At 62.0% G+C, this 13,575-nt stretch carries 15 protein-coding genes and 1 riboswitch; of the genes, 6 read left to right on the top strand and 9 right to left on the bottom strand.

Annotated features, from left to right (window positions below):
- The first annotated feature begins 45 nt into the window (after window positions 1-45).
- The 5 genes from WA904_RS01380 (at window position 46) to WA904_RS01400 (ending at window position 3,550) form a co-directional block, all read left to right on the top strand.
- A complete protein-coding gene (locus tag WA904_RS01380; RefSeq protein ID WP_425195332.1) occupies window positions 46-1,068 on the top strand; it encodes an esterase/lipase family protein in 1,023 nt (340 codons plus the stop codon).
- On the top strand, window positions 1,065-1,526 hold the full coding sequence (locus WA904_RS01385; protein WP_425195333.1) for an N-acetyltransferase family protein: 462 nt from the start codon (window positions 1,065-1,067) through the stop codon (window positions 1,524-1,526). The genes WA904_RS01380 and WA904_RS01385 overlap by 4 nt, the downstream gene beginning before the upstream one ends.
- A gap of 229 nt (window positions 1,527-1,755) precedes the next feature.
- Complete coding sequence (locus tag WA904_RS01390) at window positions 1,756-2,160, top strand: GFA family protein (RefSeq protein WP_425195334.1); 405 nt, start codon at window positions 1,756-1,758, stop codon at window positions 2,158-2,160.
- A 308-nt stretch (window positions 2,161-2,468) separates the two neighbouring features.
- Window positions 2,469-2,939 (top strand): hypothetical protein, encoded by a 471-nt coding sequence (locus WA904_RS01395; RefSeq protein ID WP_425195335.1) that lies wholly within the window; start codon window positions 2,469-2,471, stop codon window positions 2,937-2,939.
- 221 nt (window positions 2,940-3,160) lie between these two features.
- Window positions 3,161-3,550, top strand: coding sequence for a hypothetical protein (locus WA904_RS01400; protein WP_425195336.1), 390 nt, complete (start codon window positions 3,161-3,163; stop codon window positions 3,548-3,550).
- A 36-nt stretch (window positions 3,551-3,586) separates the two neighbouring features.
- Here the strand turns inward: WA904_RS01400 and WA904_RS01405 are convergent, their stop codons facing one another.
- The 9 genes from WA904_RS01405 to argS all read right to left on the bottom strand — a co-directional run bounded on the left by WA904_RS01405 (window position 3,587) and on the right by argS (window position 12,779).
- On the bottom strand, window positions 3,587-4,414 hold the full coding sequence (locus tag WA904_RS01405) for a UPF0149 family protein (RefSeq protein ID WP_425195337.1): 828 nt from the start codon (window positions 4,412-4,414) through the stop codon (window positions 3,587-3,589).
- Between the two features lie 48 nt (window positions 4,415-4,462).
- Complete coding sequence (locus WA904_RS01410) at window positions 4,463-4,903, bottom strand: putative toxin-antitoxin system toxin component, PIN family (protein ID WP_425195338.1); 441 nt, start codon at window positions 4,901-4,903, stop codon at window positions 4,463-4,465.
- Window positions 4,904-4,908: 5 nt separating this feature from the next.
- Window positions 4,909-6,309, bottom strand: a complete 1,401-nt coding sequence (locus tag WA904_RS01415; protein ID WP_425195339.1) for a THUMP domain-containing class I SAM-dependent RNA methyltransferase — start codon at window positions 6,307-6,309, stop codon at window positions 4,909-4,911.
- Window positions 6,306-7,841 carry an RNA polymerase factor sigma-54 gene (locus tag WA904_RS01420; RefSeq protein ID WP_425195340.1) on the bottom strand — a complete coding sequence of 512 codons (1,536 nt, stop codon included), beginning with the start codon at window positions 7,839-7,841 and terminating at the stop codon, window positions 6,306-6,308. The genes WA904_RS01415 and WA904_RS01420 overlap by 4 nt, the downstream gene beginning before the upstream one ends.
- Before the next feature lie 141 nt (window positions 7,842-7,982).
- Entirely contained in the window at window positions 7,983-8,750 is a 768-nt protein-coding gene (lptB, locus tag WA904_RS01425) for an LPS export ABC transporter ATP-binding protein (protein ID WP_425195341.1), read from the bottom strand.
- 10 nt (window positions 8,751-8,760) lie between these two features.
- Complete coding sequence (gene lptA, locus WA904_RS01430; RefSeq protein WP_425195342.1) at window positions 8,761-9,387, bottom strand: lipopolysaccharide transport periplasmic protein LptA; 627 nt, start codon at window positions 9,385-9,387, stop codon at window positions 8,761-8,763.
- 304 nt (window positions 9,388-9,691) lie between these two features.
- Window positions 9,692-10,345 (bottom strand): thiol:disulfide interchange protein DsbA/DsbL, encoded by a 654-nt coding sequence (locus WA904_RS01435; protein WP_425195343.1) that lies wholly within the window; start codon window positions 10,343-10,345, stop codon window positions 9,692-9,694.
- A gap of 77 nt (window positions 10,346-10,422) precedes the next feature.
- Window positions 10,423-11,055 (bottom strand): SPOR domain-containing protein, encoded by a 633-nt coding sequence (locus WA904_RS01440; RefSeq protein ID WP_425195344.1) that lies wholly within the window; start codon window positions 11,053-11,055, stop codon window positions 10,423-10,425.
- A gap of 47 nt (window positions 11,056-11,102) precedes the next feature.
- Complete coding sequence (argS, locus tag WA904_RS01445) at window positions 11,103-12,779, bottom strand: arginine--tRNA ligase (protein ID WP_425195345.1); 1,677 nt, start codon at window positions 12,777-12,779, stop codon at window positions 11,103-11,105.
- Between the two features lie 115 nt (window positions 12,780-12,894).
- Between argS and WA904_RS01450 the strand changes: the two genes are divergently transcribed.
- Window positions 12,895-13,191 carry a PsiF family protein gene (locus WA904_RS01450; protein ID WP_425195346.1) on the top strand — a complete coding sequence of 99 codons (297 nt, stop codon included), beginning with the start codon at window positions 12,895-12,897 and terminating at the stop codon, window positions 13,189-13,191.
- A gap of 93 nt (window positions 13,192-13,284) precedes the next feature.
- A riboswitch (glycine riboswitch) is annotated at window positions 13,285-13,377 on the top strand.
- Window positions 13,378-13,575: the final 198 nt, after the last annotated feature.

The following is a 13,575-nucleotide window of genomic DNA, read 5'->3' on the forward strand; positions in this document are numbered from 1 at the left end:
TCAAGCCTTGATTCAGCAAAGCGCCTTTCTTTTTCAGGACTTTCCATGAACCGCACCCTCCCTCTCCTCGCCCTGCTGGGCCTGCTAGGCGGCTGCGCTTCATACGATGGAATACATGCCGGAGACCTGGAGCCCGGACGCCTGTCTTCACCCGATATCAGCCTCAATATTCCCGGCCTGGGGCCCTGCACGGACAACCCGGACCGCACCTTGCACCTTGACGCCAGCCAGCCGGTCCACATCCTGGTGCACGGCTGCTTCGGCTCCTCCGGCCAGTTTCGCGGCTTGGCCCAGGTGCTGGCTTTTCACGGCCAGCAGTCGGCCTGCTTTACCTACGATGACCGCGCCAGGCTCACCGAAGGCGCTGACGAACTGAGGCATGCCGTCAGCCAGCTCGCGGCGCAATCCAGCATCCCGCAAGTCACGGTGATCGGCCACAGCCAGGGCGCACTGATCGCACGCAGGTCGATGACAGAACCGTCCTCCGTGCCCTCCGGCCGCGCTGTTGATGTGCGCCTGGTGACCATCTCCGGGCCCTTTGCCGGCATCGAGTCTGCCAGGACTTGCGGCAAGACCTGGCTCTACCCGCTCACGCTGGGCATGGTGCCGCTGAGCTGCTACCTGGCGACGGGCCCGAAGTGGGCCGACATCACCTACTCCTCACCCTTCATCCGCGAGCCCGGCGCCCTGGCGCAGCAAGTCGCCAACTACCTGAAGATAGACACCAACGAGCGCGGCACCTGCCGGCGCGAAGAGGGCGGGCGCTGCGCGGAAGGCGACGACATTTTCTCGCTGGCGGAGCAGCGCAATACCCTGATCGAAGCCGACGCACGCGCGCGCCGGGTGGAAGTCGATGCGGGCCATGTCGAGATCGTGGGCGACAAACGCGTGGCCCCGACAAAACTGATCAAAATCCTGCAGGACGAAGGCATACTCCGCGCTACACCCATAGCGCGCCAGTACGCCTTCAGCCAGCTGCTCTCGCGGGTCTACCAGGACGACACCCCGGCCCCTGCGAATGCTTTGAAGACCCGCTCACACCTTGAGCTCACCACCCGACCACAATGACATCACCTCTTCTCATCCGTCCGATAGAAAAAACCGACTTCCAGGCCTGGACCCCGCTCTGGGACGGCTACAACGCTTTTTATGGCCGCAAGGACGAAACCGCGCTGGCCCCCGAAATCACGCAGGCCACCTGGCAGCGCTTTTTTGACCCGGCCGAACCCGTCTTTGGACTGGTGGCCGAAAGCAATGGCCAGTTGCTCGGGCTGACGCACTACCTGTACCACCGCAGCACCACCCGCATCGAGCTCACCTGCTACCTGCAGGACCTGTTCACCGCCCCCTCCGCGCGCGGCCAGGGCGTCGGGCGAGCGTTGATCCAGGGCGTGTACGAACGCGCGAAAGCTGCGGGCATCAAACGGGTGTACTGGCAAACACACACCACCAATTCAGCCGGCCGGCTTCTTTATGACAAAGTGGCCCAACACATGGGATTCATTGTTTATTCGCAGGAGGTTTGATAGCTGCGGCGGCGAAACATCGCAGCCCGACTGGAAACGCCGGGGTTCCTCGTAAGCGACTTCGATTTGCTACAAAATAGATAGCCGTTGGCGCCCGTATTCATTGGGCAAAGAGCCAAAACAATTGCCAGCCCACCCAGCTGCACGTTTAAAAAAGCAAAAGGGATTTCCGATTTGAATTGCGTCAGGCATCATCCAGAATTTGTCCCTCTAATCACGGAGCACATGCATGAAGAAGACTTACCACGGTAGCTGCCACTGCGGCGCTGTACGCTACGAGGCAGACATCGATTTGAGCACTGGCACGGGAAAGTGCAATTGCTCCATCTGTACAAAAACGAGGAACTGGGGTATCACCATCAAGCCCGCTGATTTCCGTCTGCTTTCCGGCGAGTCCGAGCTGAGCGATTACCAGTTTGGAACACACAGCGCGCATCATCTGTTCTGCAAACACTGCGGTGTTCGTCCCTTTGGCCGCGGATACATCGAGCAGATCGGCGGGAACTATGTCTCCATCCAGGTGGGTACGCTCGACGATGCGACACCCGAGGAACTCCTGCAAGCGCCCGTCAAGTTCGCCAATGGGCGGGACGACAGTTGGTGGACGGAGCCCGCGGAAACACGACACCTGTAGGCAGTATCCCGCAGAGCGCGCCGCGGGTCGAGGTAGTTTGCTACAAATTGGATAGCTACTGGCACTCGTATTCATTGGGCCAACTGCCGAAAACGTAAAGAAATTTTCCTGTTCTGTGCATCGCAAGCTCAATAAGACAGTTTGCGGTGTTTCGCAAATTTTTATACCTGTATGAATTTGCAGCGTATTGCGGTAAAACCCAACAGCCATGCCATTTGCAGGAGATTTTGATGCCCAAGTTAAACCGCAGCCGCCAAGTTATACCGCAGGGTTTGCGGTTTAAATTAAGTTAGGCAATTCCTCGCCGCATGAACCACAGCACTTTTGCCTTTGTACATGCATGCCTTGCTTTGATCGGCATTCCAGGCTGCTTGAAGAAAGCTCAGAAATCTGATTTTGACCGCTCCCTACGAGTTGAGCGAGGTGTTGCTTCGCTGCCTCCAGATCGGCTTTCTCAGAGAGAAAAAGAGACTCGCGAAACCACACTTGTACGAATGAGGTTTCTTCGCAAGAAAACGTTTGTCTCCCTTGTCTGGGTGCTGTCCGCGCTTGGTGTCGCCATTTTGATTACTGGCGCGCCTCGCTTTGGGGAGGCTCACATTTATGCTATTGGTTCAATTTGCTGTCTTTCCTGGGGGACTCTTGGTCGTTTAGGGTGGCATCAAGGCTCATTTTCGGGGGCGACAATCTATGAAGAGCTCGATACAATTATTTTTTGGTCGCTTTACTGGACTGGAACTATGTTTGGTATTGCCGCTCTTTTTGGAGCCTCTGCCTAACCTCTCAGTCCATCGGAGCCACTACGTGGCCCGCTGACCTTGACGTCAGACTTCGCACCCCACGCATTCACCGCATGCCATCCATTCACCGATGTGAACTCCCCCACGGAGCGCTCCTCGAAAAATATCAAAGCCGGAGGGCGTACGCTGATTGCTACACCACAGTGGTAGTGCGACACGTTTCCCATGCCGAGTACGTCGAAGCTTTTTACACAACGCCCTTGTTCAAGCTTGAAAGGCTGCTGCTTGCATGGCTCGTTTCGAAACCTTCTACGGACGCGCAGGCGAGTCAACTCGCTTCAGGAGCACTTGATTCGTTTGCCGCGTGGAGCGTCGAGGAACGGCGTGAAGATCAGTTGCTCATGTGCGACTTCCAGGGCCGTACGCGTTCATGGCTGATGGTCGTTCCCGTGCAAGGTGAAAGCGCCGCAGGCACGCGCTTGTACTTTGGGTCCGCCGTGGTGCCAGCGCGTGCCACGAGGGGCGGCGCCCAATCACCTGGCTTGGGTTTGCCCTTTCGCCTCCTGCTTGGCTTTCACAAGCTGTATTCCCGTGCGCTCCTGTTTTCGGCGAAGTCCCGTTTGATGCGACAGCGGCCCGAGCAGCGCTAGGGCCACGCCCTCACATCAAAGCTTGAGATCCGCGCCTCACCCCGCTCCATGACACTTCTTGTATTTCTTCCCGCTGCCGCAGGGGCATAAGTCATTGCGCCCAGGCGCGGCCTCCTTGTGCACCGTCGCCACCTTCGCGCCAAAGCTGCGCCAGAAACCGCGCAGGTCGTACACCGCCCACAGCGCTTCACCGAATTGTTCAAGCCGCACTTCGCTGGCACTGGGCGCTGCGTCTTCGTCCAACATGGGGACTTCCATCGGGCCCGGGTCGTCGTCGGTCAGCTCGATGATGGCGCCCAGCGCTGTGTCGAGCGCCTCCACGGCCTGCTTGTCCTTGGCTTCCTGGCGTGAGAGCGCCCATTCGTCAGGCCAGGACTCGACCGCGTACATGAAGCCGAGCGCCCAGACTTGGGCAAACGAGGGCACGCTGGCCATGTCGATGTCCTTGCGCTCTTCCTCGGGCAGCCGGGCCAGCATGCCGCGCATGTCGCCGACCTGCGGGTAGAAGGCGCGTTCGTCCTGCAGGCTTTTCACGTCTTCATCGAGCGCGCGGCAGATGTCCTTGTAACGGCGTTCCCACAAGTCCATGAATTGCGCGCGCTGCCCGTCGCCGGCAAACAGCTGCTTTGCGGCAGCTTCGTCTTCGGCGCCTTCGAAATCCAGCAGCACGGCGAGGTATTCATCGGGCGGGATCTCGCGCCGCGTGCAGGCCAGCGCGGCCATGAAGCCTTCGCAGAATTCCCACTGCGGTGTTTCTTCCTCGCGGCTGCGCAGGTCGTCGAGGATGTTGTCCAGCGTTTCAAACTCCTCGGGGCTCAGCGCGCCGGGGAACAGGGCATCGGGGTTTGAAGTGAGGTCTGTCATGGGAGGTCCGTGGAGGTGGGGCCGTGAAGCGGGTGCTGCCGCAGTCCGTCAGGATGCTACTTTATTGATAGCTGGTTGTGCCCGTACATCAAGGGCCAACAACCTTTTTTTCATGGAAAGGACGGCCTGGTCCTTGCTCAGGAGCCAGGCCTTGTGGGCCACGGCCAGGTCGATGAAGATCTGGTCGTCGGCGTCGCTGCAGGTGACCGGCGCCTTGCCGCCGGCGGGCACGGTGCGAGCATGGGTGTCGAAGGCGAGCAGCACTTGCGCACCGGCGAGGCCGTCGCGTGCCATCCGTTTGGCGACCTGCGGATAGTCCAGCACGCGCACCAGCTCGACACGCATGGCATCGGTGGCCAGCCACTGCAGCTGCCCGGCGACCACAGCGCTTTTGAGCGCCTGAACCGCCAGGTCACCAAAAACAAACAGGTCCAGCACGATGTTGGTATCCAGCACCACACAGTCGCCGGCGCACGCTTGTGTTTCCATCACACTCAGGTTCCGGGTGTGGCGGCCGGTTTTTTCTCGCGCGCCGAACCGGCCACCATGTCAAAGCGGAACAGGCGGCATTCGATGGGGCCGTTCCACATCGGCACGCGGCGCGATTCCTTGAGCCGCATCTTTTGCGGCAGCTTCATGTCGGGCGTGAGCACGTGTGCGGTCCAGCCGGCGTAGTTTTTCTTCCAGTGGCTGGCCAGCTGGGGAAAGAAGTCCGAGGCCTGCTCGCCGCTGTCCGTCAGCGCCTGCTCGCGGCCCGGGTTGGCCGAGCGGTCACGCGATGTTTCGAAGGCGGGCTCTTCACGGGTGTCGCCGGCGTCACGGCTCAAAGGCTGGCCAAACTCGTCGATCGGCTGGTTGCGGTGGTCATGTTGCGCTTGGCCGCCTTGCTGGCGGCGCTGGTCGCGGCCCTGCACGGCGGGGATACCGGCCACACCGGCCACATCGATGCGCTCGCCATAGGGCGGGTTCACCAGCATCACGCCCGAAGGCGCGGGCGGCATGCGCTGCAACGCGTCGCCGCCGCGCAGCTGCACGGCATGCGAAACGCCGGCGCGTTCGGCATTGCGCTCGGCGAAGTCAACCATGCGGAAGGAGACATCACTGCCGAAGACCGGCGCCGTCGGCGGCGTGATGGCCTGCTCGGCCTGGTCCTGCAGGCCTTCCCAGACGTGGGCCTGGAAGGGCACAAACTTTTCAAAGGCAAAACGCCGGCCCATGCCTGCGGCAATGTTGCAGGCAACCTGCGCCGCCTCAATGACGATGGTGCCCGAGCCGCAGCAGGGGTCGTACAGCGGCACGCCCTGTTTGCATAGCCCGTTCTCGCCGCTCCAGCCGCTGGCGGCCAGCATGGCGGCAGCCAGCGTTTCCTTCAGCGGTGCGTCGCCCTTGTCCTCGCGCCAGCCGCGCTTGAACAGCGGCTCGCCCGAGGTGTCGATGTACAGCGTGACCGTGTCGGTGGTCAGGTGCGCGTAGACGCGCACGTCGGGCCAGCGCGTGTCGACGTCGGGGCGCACATCGTATTTGTCGCGGAAGCGGTCGGCGATCGCATCCTTGATCTTGAGCGCGGCGAAGTTCAGGCTGGTCAGCGGGCTGTGCTGCGCGGTGATCTCGACCTTGAAGGTCTGCTTGGGCGTGAACCAGATCTCCCACGCCACACCGGCGGCGGCGTTGTACAGGTCCTGCTCGCTGCGGTAGCTGTTGTGCTGCAGCTCGATCAGCACGCGCTGGGCCAGGCGGCTGTGCAGGTTGAGCTGCAGCGCGTCGCGCCAGGAGCCGGTTACCTGCACGCCGGCGCGCCAGGCTTTGCCCTGGGTACCGGTGATGCGCTTGACTTCGGCGGCGAGCAGTTCCTCCACGCCCGCGGCGCAGGGCAAAAATAACTGGAGCTGGTTCATAAGGATTTTCTGAGGTTCGCCGGCGCAATGCGCAGGGCTTCGCGGTATTTGGCGACGGTGCGGCGTGCGCATTCGATGCCCTGCTCCTTGAGCATCTCGGAAATCTGGTTGTCGCTGAGCGGCTTTTTCAGGCTTTCGGAGGCGACAAACTGCTTGATCAGCGCGCGCACCGCGGTGCTGGAGGCATTGCCACCGGTTTCGGTGCCCAGCGCCGAGCCGAAGAAATACTTGAGCTCGAAAGTGCCGAAGGGCGTGCTCATGTATTTGGCGGTGGTCACGCGCGAAATCGTTGATTCATGCAGGCCCAGCTCGTCGGCGATCTCGCGCAGCACCAGCGGCCGCATCGCCAGTTCACCGTGCGTGAAGAAGTTTTTCTGCCGTTCGACAATCGCGCTGCTGACGCGCAGGATGGTGTCAAAGCGTTGCTGGATATTCTTGATGAACCAGCGCGCTTCCTGCAGCCGCTGCTGCAGGGCCTGGCCGCCCTGGCCCTTGTTCTGCTTCAGGGCGTTGGCGTAAATGTCATGCACGCGCAGGCGCGGCATCACGTCGCTGTTGAGCGAGACCTTGAAGCCGCGGCCAGACTTGACGACCAGCACGTCGGGCACGACCAGGTTGCGCTCGACATTGACAAAACGCCGGCCCGGTTTGGGGTCGAGCCGGCCGATCAGCGTTATCGCACCCTTGATCACATTCTCGGAAAAGCCGCAGAGCTGGGCCAGGCGTTTGAAGTCGCGCTTGGCCAGAAGTTCCATGGGCTGCTTGCACATGGCCATGGCGGCGCGGGTTTCGTCGCAGTCCTTGCAGTCCAGCAGCTGCAGGCCCAGACATTCGGCCAGGTTACGCGCGCCGACGCCGGCGGGCTCCATGTGGTGCAACAGCTTGAGCGCCACGGCGAACTCATGTTCGAGCTGCTCCAGCTGTTCGAGGTCGTCCCCCGCCAGGCCGGCCGCCAGCGAGGCCAGGCTGTCTTCCAGGTAGCCGTCGTCATTGAGCGATTCGATCAGGAAGTGCAGCGCGGCCTTGCCTTCGGGCGAGAGGCGCAGCGACAGGGCCTGGCGGTGCAGGTGGTCCTGCAGCGACTCCTGGCTGCGCGCCAGTTCGGTGGCATCGACATCGCTGTCGTCGTTGTTGTTCTTGCGCGGCGCGGCGTCGCCGCCCCACTCGTTGTCATCGGGCGCGGTATCCACACTGCCGTCGCCCTCCCAGCTTTCCTCCAGCTTGGCCTCGCTGCTGGGCTCGGCATCATTTTGGCCTGTAGCCCCCGTATCGTCTGCGCTGACTGCTATGGATTCTGTAGTGGACTCGAACTCCCGGGTTTCCAGGCTGACCGGCGTGTCGACCTGGCCCAGGCCGAAATCCTCACGCGGCGCCGCCTCTTCAGCCAGCTCGAGAAACGGGTTTTCGTCGAGCATCTGCTCGACCTCCTGGCTCAGCTCCAGCGTGGAAAGCTGCAGCAGGCGGATGGATTGCTGCAACTGCGGCGTGAGCGCCAGATGCTGTGAAACCCGAAGGGACAACCCCTGTTTCATGACATGCCTAAGCGCGCGCGAAAGCGGGTTGGAGCATCTCAGGCAAGCGGGGGCCGCGCAACCGGCTCAGCCGGGGCGCAGGCGCCGCCCCCTGCGGGGGGGAGGGAGCTACACGCAGTGAGCGACAACGGAGGGGAGCCATCACATCTTGAAGTGCTCACCGAGGTAGACCCGGCGCACGTCGGCGTTGTTCACGATTTCAGAAGGCGTCCCGGCCGCCAGCACATGGCCGTCGCTGATGATGCAGGCGTGGTCGCAGATGCCCAGGGTTTCGCGCACGTTGTGGTCGGTGATGAGCACACCGATGCCGCGCGATTTGAGGAAGCCGATGATGCGCTGGATCTCGATCACCGCAATCGGGTCGATGCCGGCGAAGGGCTCGTCGAGCAGGATGAACCGCGGCTGTGTGGCCAGCGCGCGTGCAATTTCCACGCGGCGGCGCTCGCCGCCGGACAGCGCCGGCGCCGGGGAATCGCGCAGATGGTCAACGCGCAGGTCCTGCAGCAGGCTGTCCAGACGCTCATTGATCATGGCCGCGCTCAGCGGCTTGCCGGCTTCGTCGGTCTGCAGCTCCAGCACGGCGCGCACGTTTTGTTCAACGGTCAGCTTGCGGAAAATCGAGGCTTCCTGCGGCAGGTAACTCAAGCCCAGGCGCGAACGCTTGTGAATCGGCATGTGCTCGACGGACAGGCCGTCGATGGTGATCTCGCCGGCATCGGCGCGCACCAGCCCGACGATCATGTAAAACGAAGTCGTTTTGCCGGCACCGTTCGGGCCGAGCAAACCGACCACTTCGCCTTTTTGCACGGTGAGGGACACGTCCCTGACGACCTGGCGGCTTCCGTACGATTTTTGCAAGCCGGTGGCAACCAGGCGGCTGACGGGAGCGGTTTCCGGGGACACTTCCATGGGGGCTTGCTTACTTCTTGTCATTGCCCAGCGTGGTGCTGGGCCGTAAATTGGGGGAGGGACCGGCCGACGGCGCTGCTGCAGGTGTGCCCGGCGCCGACGCCTTGTTGCGCGGAGCAAGCAAGGCGCGAATGCGCCCGGTCGGGTTGGCGGCTGTCTTGCTTTGCGGGCCGCTGTCAACGGTGAACACATCGGTCGGGTTGTCGTAAACGATCAGCTCGCCGGTGGTTTCGTCGGCCAGCGTGGCGCCGACATAACGGCGCAAGACCGCGCGCCGGATGAATTTGACGGTGTCGGCGCGGCTGTCGTACTCGATTCTTTCGCCTTCCCCTTCGATGTATTCGTCCACGAGGTCGCGTTTCTTGCGGTAAAAAGCCAGCTTGTCGGGCGCCGCAATCACGATCGCGGTCTGGTAACCCTCGGCATCCTGTTTCACATCGACCCTGGCGCCCCGGATGATGATGGTGCCCTTGGTGATGACGACGTTGCCGGTGAAAACGCTGGTCTGGTTCAGGTCGTCATAACGCAGGGCGTCGGCCTCGGCGTTCATGGGTTTGTCGCGGTCGGCCTTTTCAGCCGAAGCCGGGAAAACCGCCAGCGCCAGCGCAAGCGTCAATAAACAAGCGGGGATTTTCATAAAGGCACGAATCTTGCTGCTTTTGTTGTGTTGCCTCATTGTAGCGACGCATCCCCGGCGAATTGGCCCCGCCCATAAAAAACCGCCCATTCGGGGCGGGGTTCGACGGCCACGAGGGGCATCCTTCGTCCTCCGCCAAGCTCAGGACAGGCCAGGCTCAGACCGAACGGGATGGGGATGGGTCGAAACAACCGTGAGGCAGCGTCTTCTCCACCAGCAGGGGCCGCGGGTCCGGCTTAGCCGGCCCGCAGGCGCAGCGCCCCCTCGGGGGGCAGCGCAGTACGCGAAGCGACAAGCGTGGGGGCTAACCTTTTCTTGCCTGGGCAATGAGGTAGTCCGTGACCAGCAGGGCACGTTCCATGGTCTGCGCCATCGAACCCGAGGTGAAATAGCGCCCGGCGACGCCGAGCGCCGGAACGCCGTCAATCCGGTAGGCGTCCTGCAGCTGCGTGGCCTTGCGGGCTTTGGTTGCCACGGAAAACGAGTTATAAATCTCGAGGAATTTCGCCTTGTCGATGCCCTGCTTTTCAACCCAGGCGACGATCAGTTCGGCCGTATTAAGCAGCTGTTTTTCCACATGGATGGCGTAAAACACCTTTTTGTGGAGTTCTCCCACCTTATTCATGGCCTCGAGCACATAGAAAAGGCGCTGCTGGGGCTCGAAGTCGGGACGGAAGGCAATCGGCACGCGGCGAATCACCACGTCTTTCGGTGCTTTTTTGATCCACTCGTCCAGTGCCGGCTCAAAACGGTTGCAGTGCGGGCAGCTGTACCAGAAAAATTCCACCACTTCCACCTTGCCGGCCGGGGCCTCGACCGGCGCCCGCTTGTCGAGCACGATGTAGTCGCTGCCGGCCTTGGGCGCCAGGCCTTGGGCCTGCGCCGAAGTGGCCAACACACCCAGGGAAGCGGCGGCCGCCACCGAAGCGGCGGACATCGAAAATTCACGTCGTTGCATCAATCATTTCTCCGTTAGTGCGCAAGGTTTGACACCTTGGCGCCAGAAAGTTCAGTCCCGGCCGCCGCAAGGCATGGTTATCGCTGAACCCGAACCAGGGCGGTTTCCACACCGCTGGCATCGAGGCGCTCCTTGGCCTTCTCGGCCTCGTCCTTTTTATCGAATGGCCCCAGGCGCACACGGTACACGGTGCGGCCCGATTGCTCGCGCTCGGTCACCTTGGCTTCCATGCCCATCAGGGAAATCTTGGCGCGCTGCTGTTCGGCGTCTTCCGGCGTGCGGAACGCGCCGACCTGCACAAAATAATTGAACGGCTCGGCGCCCGACGGGGCAATGGCTACCGGCGCCGCCGCCGGGGCGGCAAGCCGGGCTTTGGCCAGGTCGCCAATCGGGTCTGCCGCGGGATTCGCTGGTTTGGCGACCGGGGTGGCCGGATCGGTCACTGGCTTCTGGGGCGTGGCGGCAGGCAAAGGCGTACCGGTGACGGCAGCCGGTTTGGCGGGATTTTTCCCCTGCAAGGGGGCATTCGGATCCCAGTCGCGGTTTTTCTTGGCCTCGGCCGCGTCATGGTCGGGGCTACGCGGCTGGCTCTTGTTCATGAAAGGAATCGGCACCTTCGTGACATAGACGGCCACGGCCAAGGCCGCAGCCAGGCCGATCAGCGCGCCGATGATGAGCCCCAGGAGCGTTCCGCCTCTTTGTGTGTTCATGCCTTGCCTGGTGATAGAAAAATTGCGCGCCATGGTCTCGTCGTTCCTTACATCTTGTGCGGGGCGTCAACGCCCAGCACAGCCAGGCCATTGTGCAACACCTGCGCCGTGGCAGCGACGAGCGCGAGGCGCGCCAGCTTGACCACATCGTCCTCGACCAGAATGCGCTCGGCGTCGTAATAGCTGTGGTAGCAGGCGGCCAGTTCGCGCAGGTAAAAAGCCACGTCGTGCGGTGCAAAACCGGTGGCGGCGTTGGCCAGCATGTCCGGGTATTTGGCCATCAGCAGCATCAGCGCCTGGGCTTGTGGGCTGCTGAGGGCCGAGAGGTCCGCACCCTTGAGCGTGGCCGTGTCGCCGCCCCAGGCCGCCAGCACGGAACAGATGCGGGCGTGGGCGTACTGCACGTAGTACACTGGATTTTCATTGTTCTTGGCAAGGGCCAGGTCAATGTCAAACACATACTCGGTGTCGGGCTTGCGGCTGAGCAGGAAAAAGCGCACCGCATCCTTGCTGGTCCACTCGATCAGGTCGCGCAAGGTGACATAGCTGCCGGCACGCTTGGAAATTTTGACTTCTTCGCCGTTGCGCATCACGCGCACCATGGTGTGCAGCACGTAGTCGGGGTAGCCCTCGGGAATGCCGGCGGCCGCGGCCTGCAGGCCGGCGCGCACCCGGGCAATCGTGCCGTGGTGGTCCATGCCCTGGATGTTGATGGCTTTGGTGAACCCGCGCTCCCACTTGGCGAGGTGGTAGGCGACGTCGGGCACGAAGTAGGTGTACGTGCCGTCGCTTTTTTTCATCACGCGGTCTTTGTCGTCCCCGTAGTCGGTGGACTTCAGCCAGAGCGCGCCATCCTGCTCATAGGTTTTGCCAGCAGCTTTCAGCCTGGCCACCGTCGATTCAACCCGGCCCGAGCTGTACAGGCTGGACTCGAGGTAGTAATTGTCGAAACCGACGGAAAAAGCTTTCAGGTCCAGGTCCTGCTCGTGGCGCAGGTAGGCCACGGCAAACTGGCGGATCGCGGCCAGGTCCTCGATGTCGCCCGAGGCAGTGAACTCGCGGTCGTCGGATTTGACGGTTTTTTTGGCGATGAAGTCGCGCGCAATGTCCTCGATGTAGTCACCGTTGTAGGCGGGCTCCGGCCAGAGCGCGTCACCGGGCTTCAACCCCTTGGCGCGGGCCTGCGTGCTGGTGGCCAGGGTGTGAATCTGCACGCCGGCGTCGTTGTAATAGAACTCGCGGTAGACATTCCAGCCCTGGGTGGCGAAAAGGTTGCAGATCGCGTCGCCCAGCGCAGCCTGGCGGCCATGGCCCACATGCAAAGGGCCGGTCGGGTTTGCCGAGACGAACTCGACAATCATGCGGCGCGCCTGGTCTGCCGGCTTGACGCCGTATTGCCCGGCGGCCGTGAGTATCTCGCGCACTGTGGCCTGCTTGGCCGCGGGCTTGAGCCGGAAATTGATGAAGCCTGGCCCGGCGATCTCGATGGCATCGACCCACTGCCGGTAGGTCGGCGCGGCCAGCAGCGCATCGCGCAGGCCTTCGGCCACCTGGCGCGGGTTGAGCTTGAGGGGCTTGGCCAGCTGCATGGCCGCGGTGGACGCAAAGTCGCCATGGGCCGCCACCTTGGGCGATTCAAAAGCGGCCTTGGCCCCGGCGCCGGGTGAAAGCTTTTCCAGCTCTGCGGCCAGGACCGCGAGCAATTCTTGTTTGACTAGGAGCATGCGTTGATTTTACGGTTTGCGCCGGGACGGTCATCCGGTCTGTCGCAACACGCGTTATGTACTGGAATTCCAGCCGGGATTCAATCCAACCCGTTTTCCCAATATTGGAGCCACCATGAAAAAACTGTTGTCCCTGATCGCTGTCTCTTTCGTCCTGTCAACAGGCCTGTCCGCGGTGGCTCACGCCGCCGGCGAACCCGCCAAAACCGCCCAGCAGACCAAGATGGGCACCTGCAACAAGGAGGCTGAAGGCAAAAAGGGCGACGAGCGCAAGGCTTTCATGAAGCAGTGCCTGAGCGCCAAGGCCGAAGCGCCCACGCAGCAAACCAAAATGAAGACCTGTAATGTGGAAGCCAAAGGCAAAAAAGGCGACGAGCGCAAGGCCTTCATGAAAGAGTGCCTGAGCAAGTAAGTTTCGCTCCCCCATCACGTCCAACCCCGGCAGCCCCGCTGCCGGGGTTTTGTTTTGCGGCACGCCCTTCATAAATTGCGGCATGCCACAATGGAGCCTCATTCAAGAGAGTGTTTGCGCCCAGGCGCAAGCCGCCGAAGGCGCAATCTCCCATGATCGCTCAGGCCCCCGTATTGAATGAAACACGCCGAATCTGGAGAGAGTTGCCGCGCAATGCGGCAACCACCGAAGGAGCAAAGCCCGCCAGCGCCAAATGCACTGCGGGTTGAATCTCTCAGGTACCAAGGACAGTGGGAGCGGCACCCTTGACGGGTGTACGCTGCCGCCTTGAAATGCTATCTATTTCATAGCTGCTCGCGCATACCCAATGAGGGCTTGCAACCT

This window comes from Polaromonas sp., assembly GCF_049790275.1.
Classification (GTDB): domain Bacteria; phylum Pseudomonadota; class Gammaproteobacteria; order Burkholderiales; family Burkholderiaceae_C; genus Polaromonas.

Coding starts and splice junctions, on each gene's coding strand:
- WA904_RS01435 (WP_425195343.1), bottom strand. CDS start 10,345: ATGCAACGACGTGAATTTTCGATGTCCGCCGCTTCGGTGGCGGCCGCC.
- WA904_RS01385 (WP_425195333.1), top strand. CDS start 1,065: ATGACATCACCTCTTCTCATCCGTCCGATAGAAAAAACCGACTTCCAG.
- WA904_RS01450 (WP_425195346.1), top strand. CDS start 12,895: ATGAAAAAACTGTTGTCCCTGATCGCTGTCTCTTTCGTCCTGTCAACA.
- WA904_RS01410 (WP_425195338.1), bottom strand. CDS start 4,903: ATGGAAACACAAGCGTGCGCCGGCGACTGTGTGGTGCTGGATACCAAC.
- lptA (WP_425195342.1), bottom strand. CDS start 9,387: ATGAAAATCCCCGCTTGTTTATTGACGCTTGCGCTGGCGCTGGCGGTT.
- argS (WP_425195345.1), bottom strand. CDS start 12,779: ATGCTCCTAGTCAAACAAGAATTGCTCGCGGTCCTGGCCGCAGAGCTG.
- WA904_RS01405 (WP_425195337.1), bottom strand. CDS start 4,414: ATGACAGACCTCACTTCAAACCCCGATGCCCTGTTCCCCGGCGCGCTG.
- WA904_RS01440 (WP_425195344.1), bottom strand. CDS start 11,055: ATGAACACACAAAGAGGCGGAACGCTCCTGGGGCTCATCATCGGCGCG.
- WA904_RS01380 (WP_425195332.1), top strand. CDS start 46: ATGAACCGCACCCTCCCTCTCCTCGCCCTGCTGGGCCTGCTAGGCGGC.
- lptB (WP_425195341.1), bottom strand. CDS start 8,750: ATGGAAGTGTCCCCGGAAACCGCTCCCGTCAGCCGCCTGGTTGCCACC.
- WA904_RS01390 (WP_425195334.1), top strand. CDS start 1,756: ATGAAGAAGACTTACCACGGTAGCTGCCACTGCGGCGCTGTACGCTAC.
- WA904_RS01415 (WP_425195339.1), bottom strand. CDS start 6,309: ATGAACCAGCTCCAGTTATTTTTGCCCTGCGCCGCGGGCGTGGAGGAA.
- WA904_RS01420 (WP_425195340.1), bottom strand. CDS start 7,841: ATGAAACAGGGGTTGTCCCTTCGGGTTTCACAGCATCTGGCGCTCACG.
- WA904_RS01395 (WP_425195335.1), top strand. CDS start 2,469: ATGAACCACAGCACTTTTGCCTTTGTACATGCATGCCTTGCTTTGATC.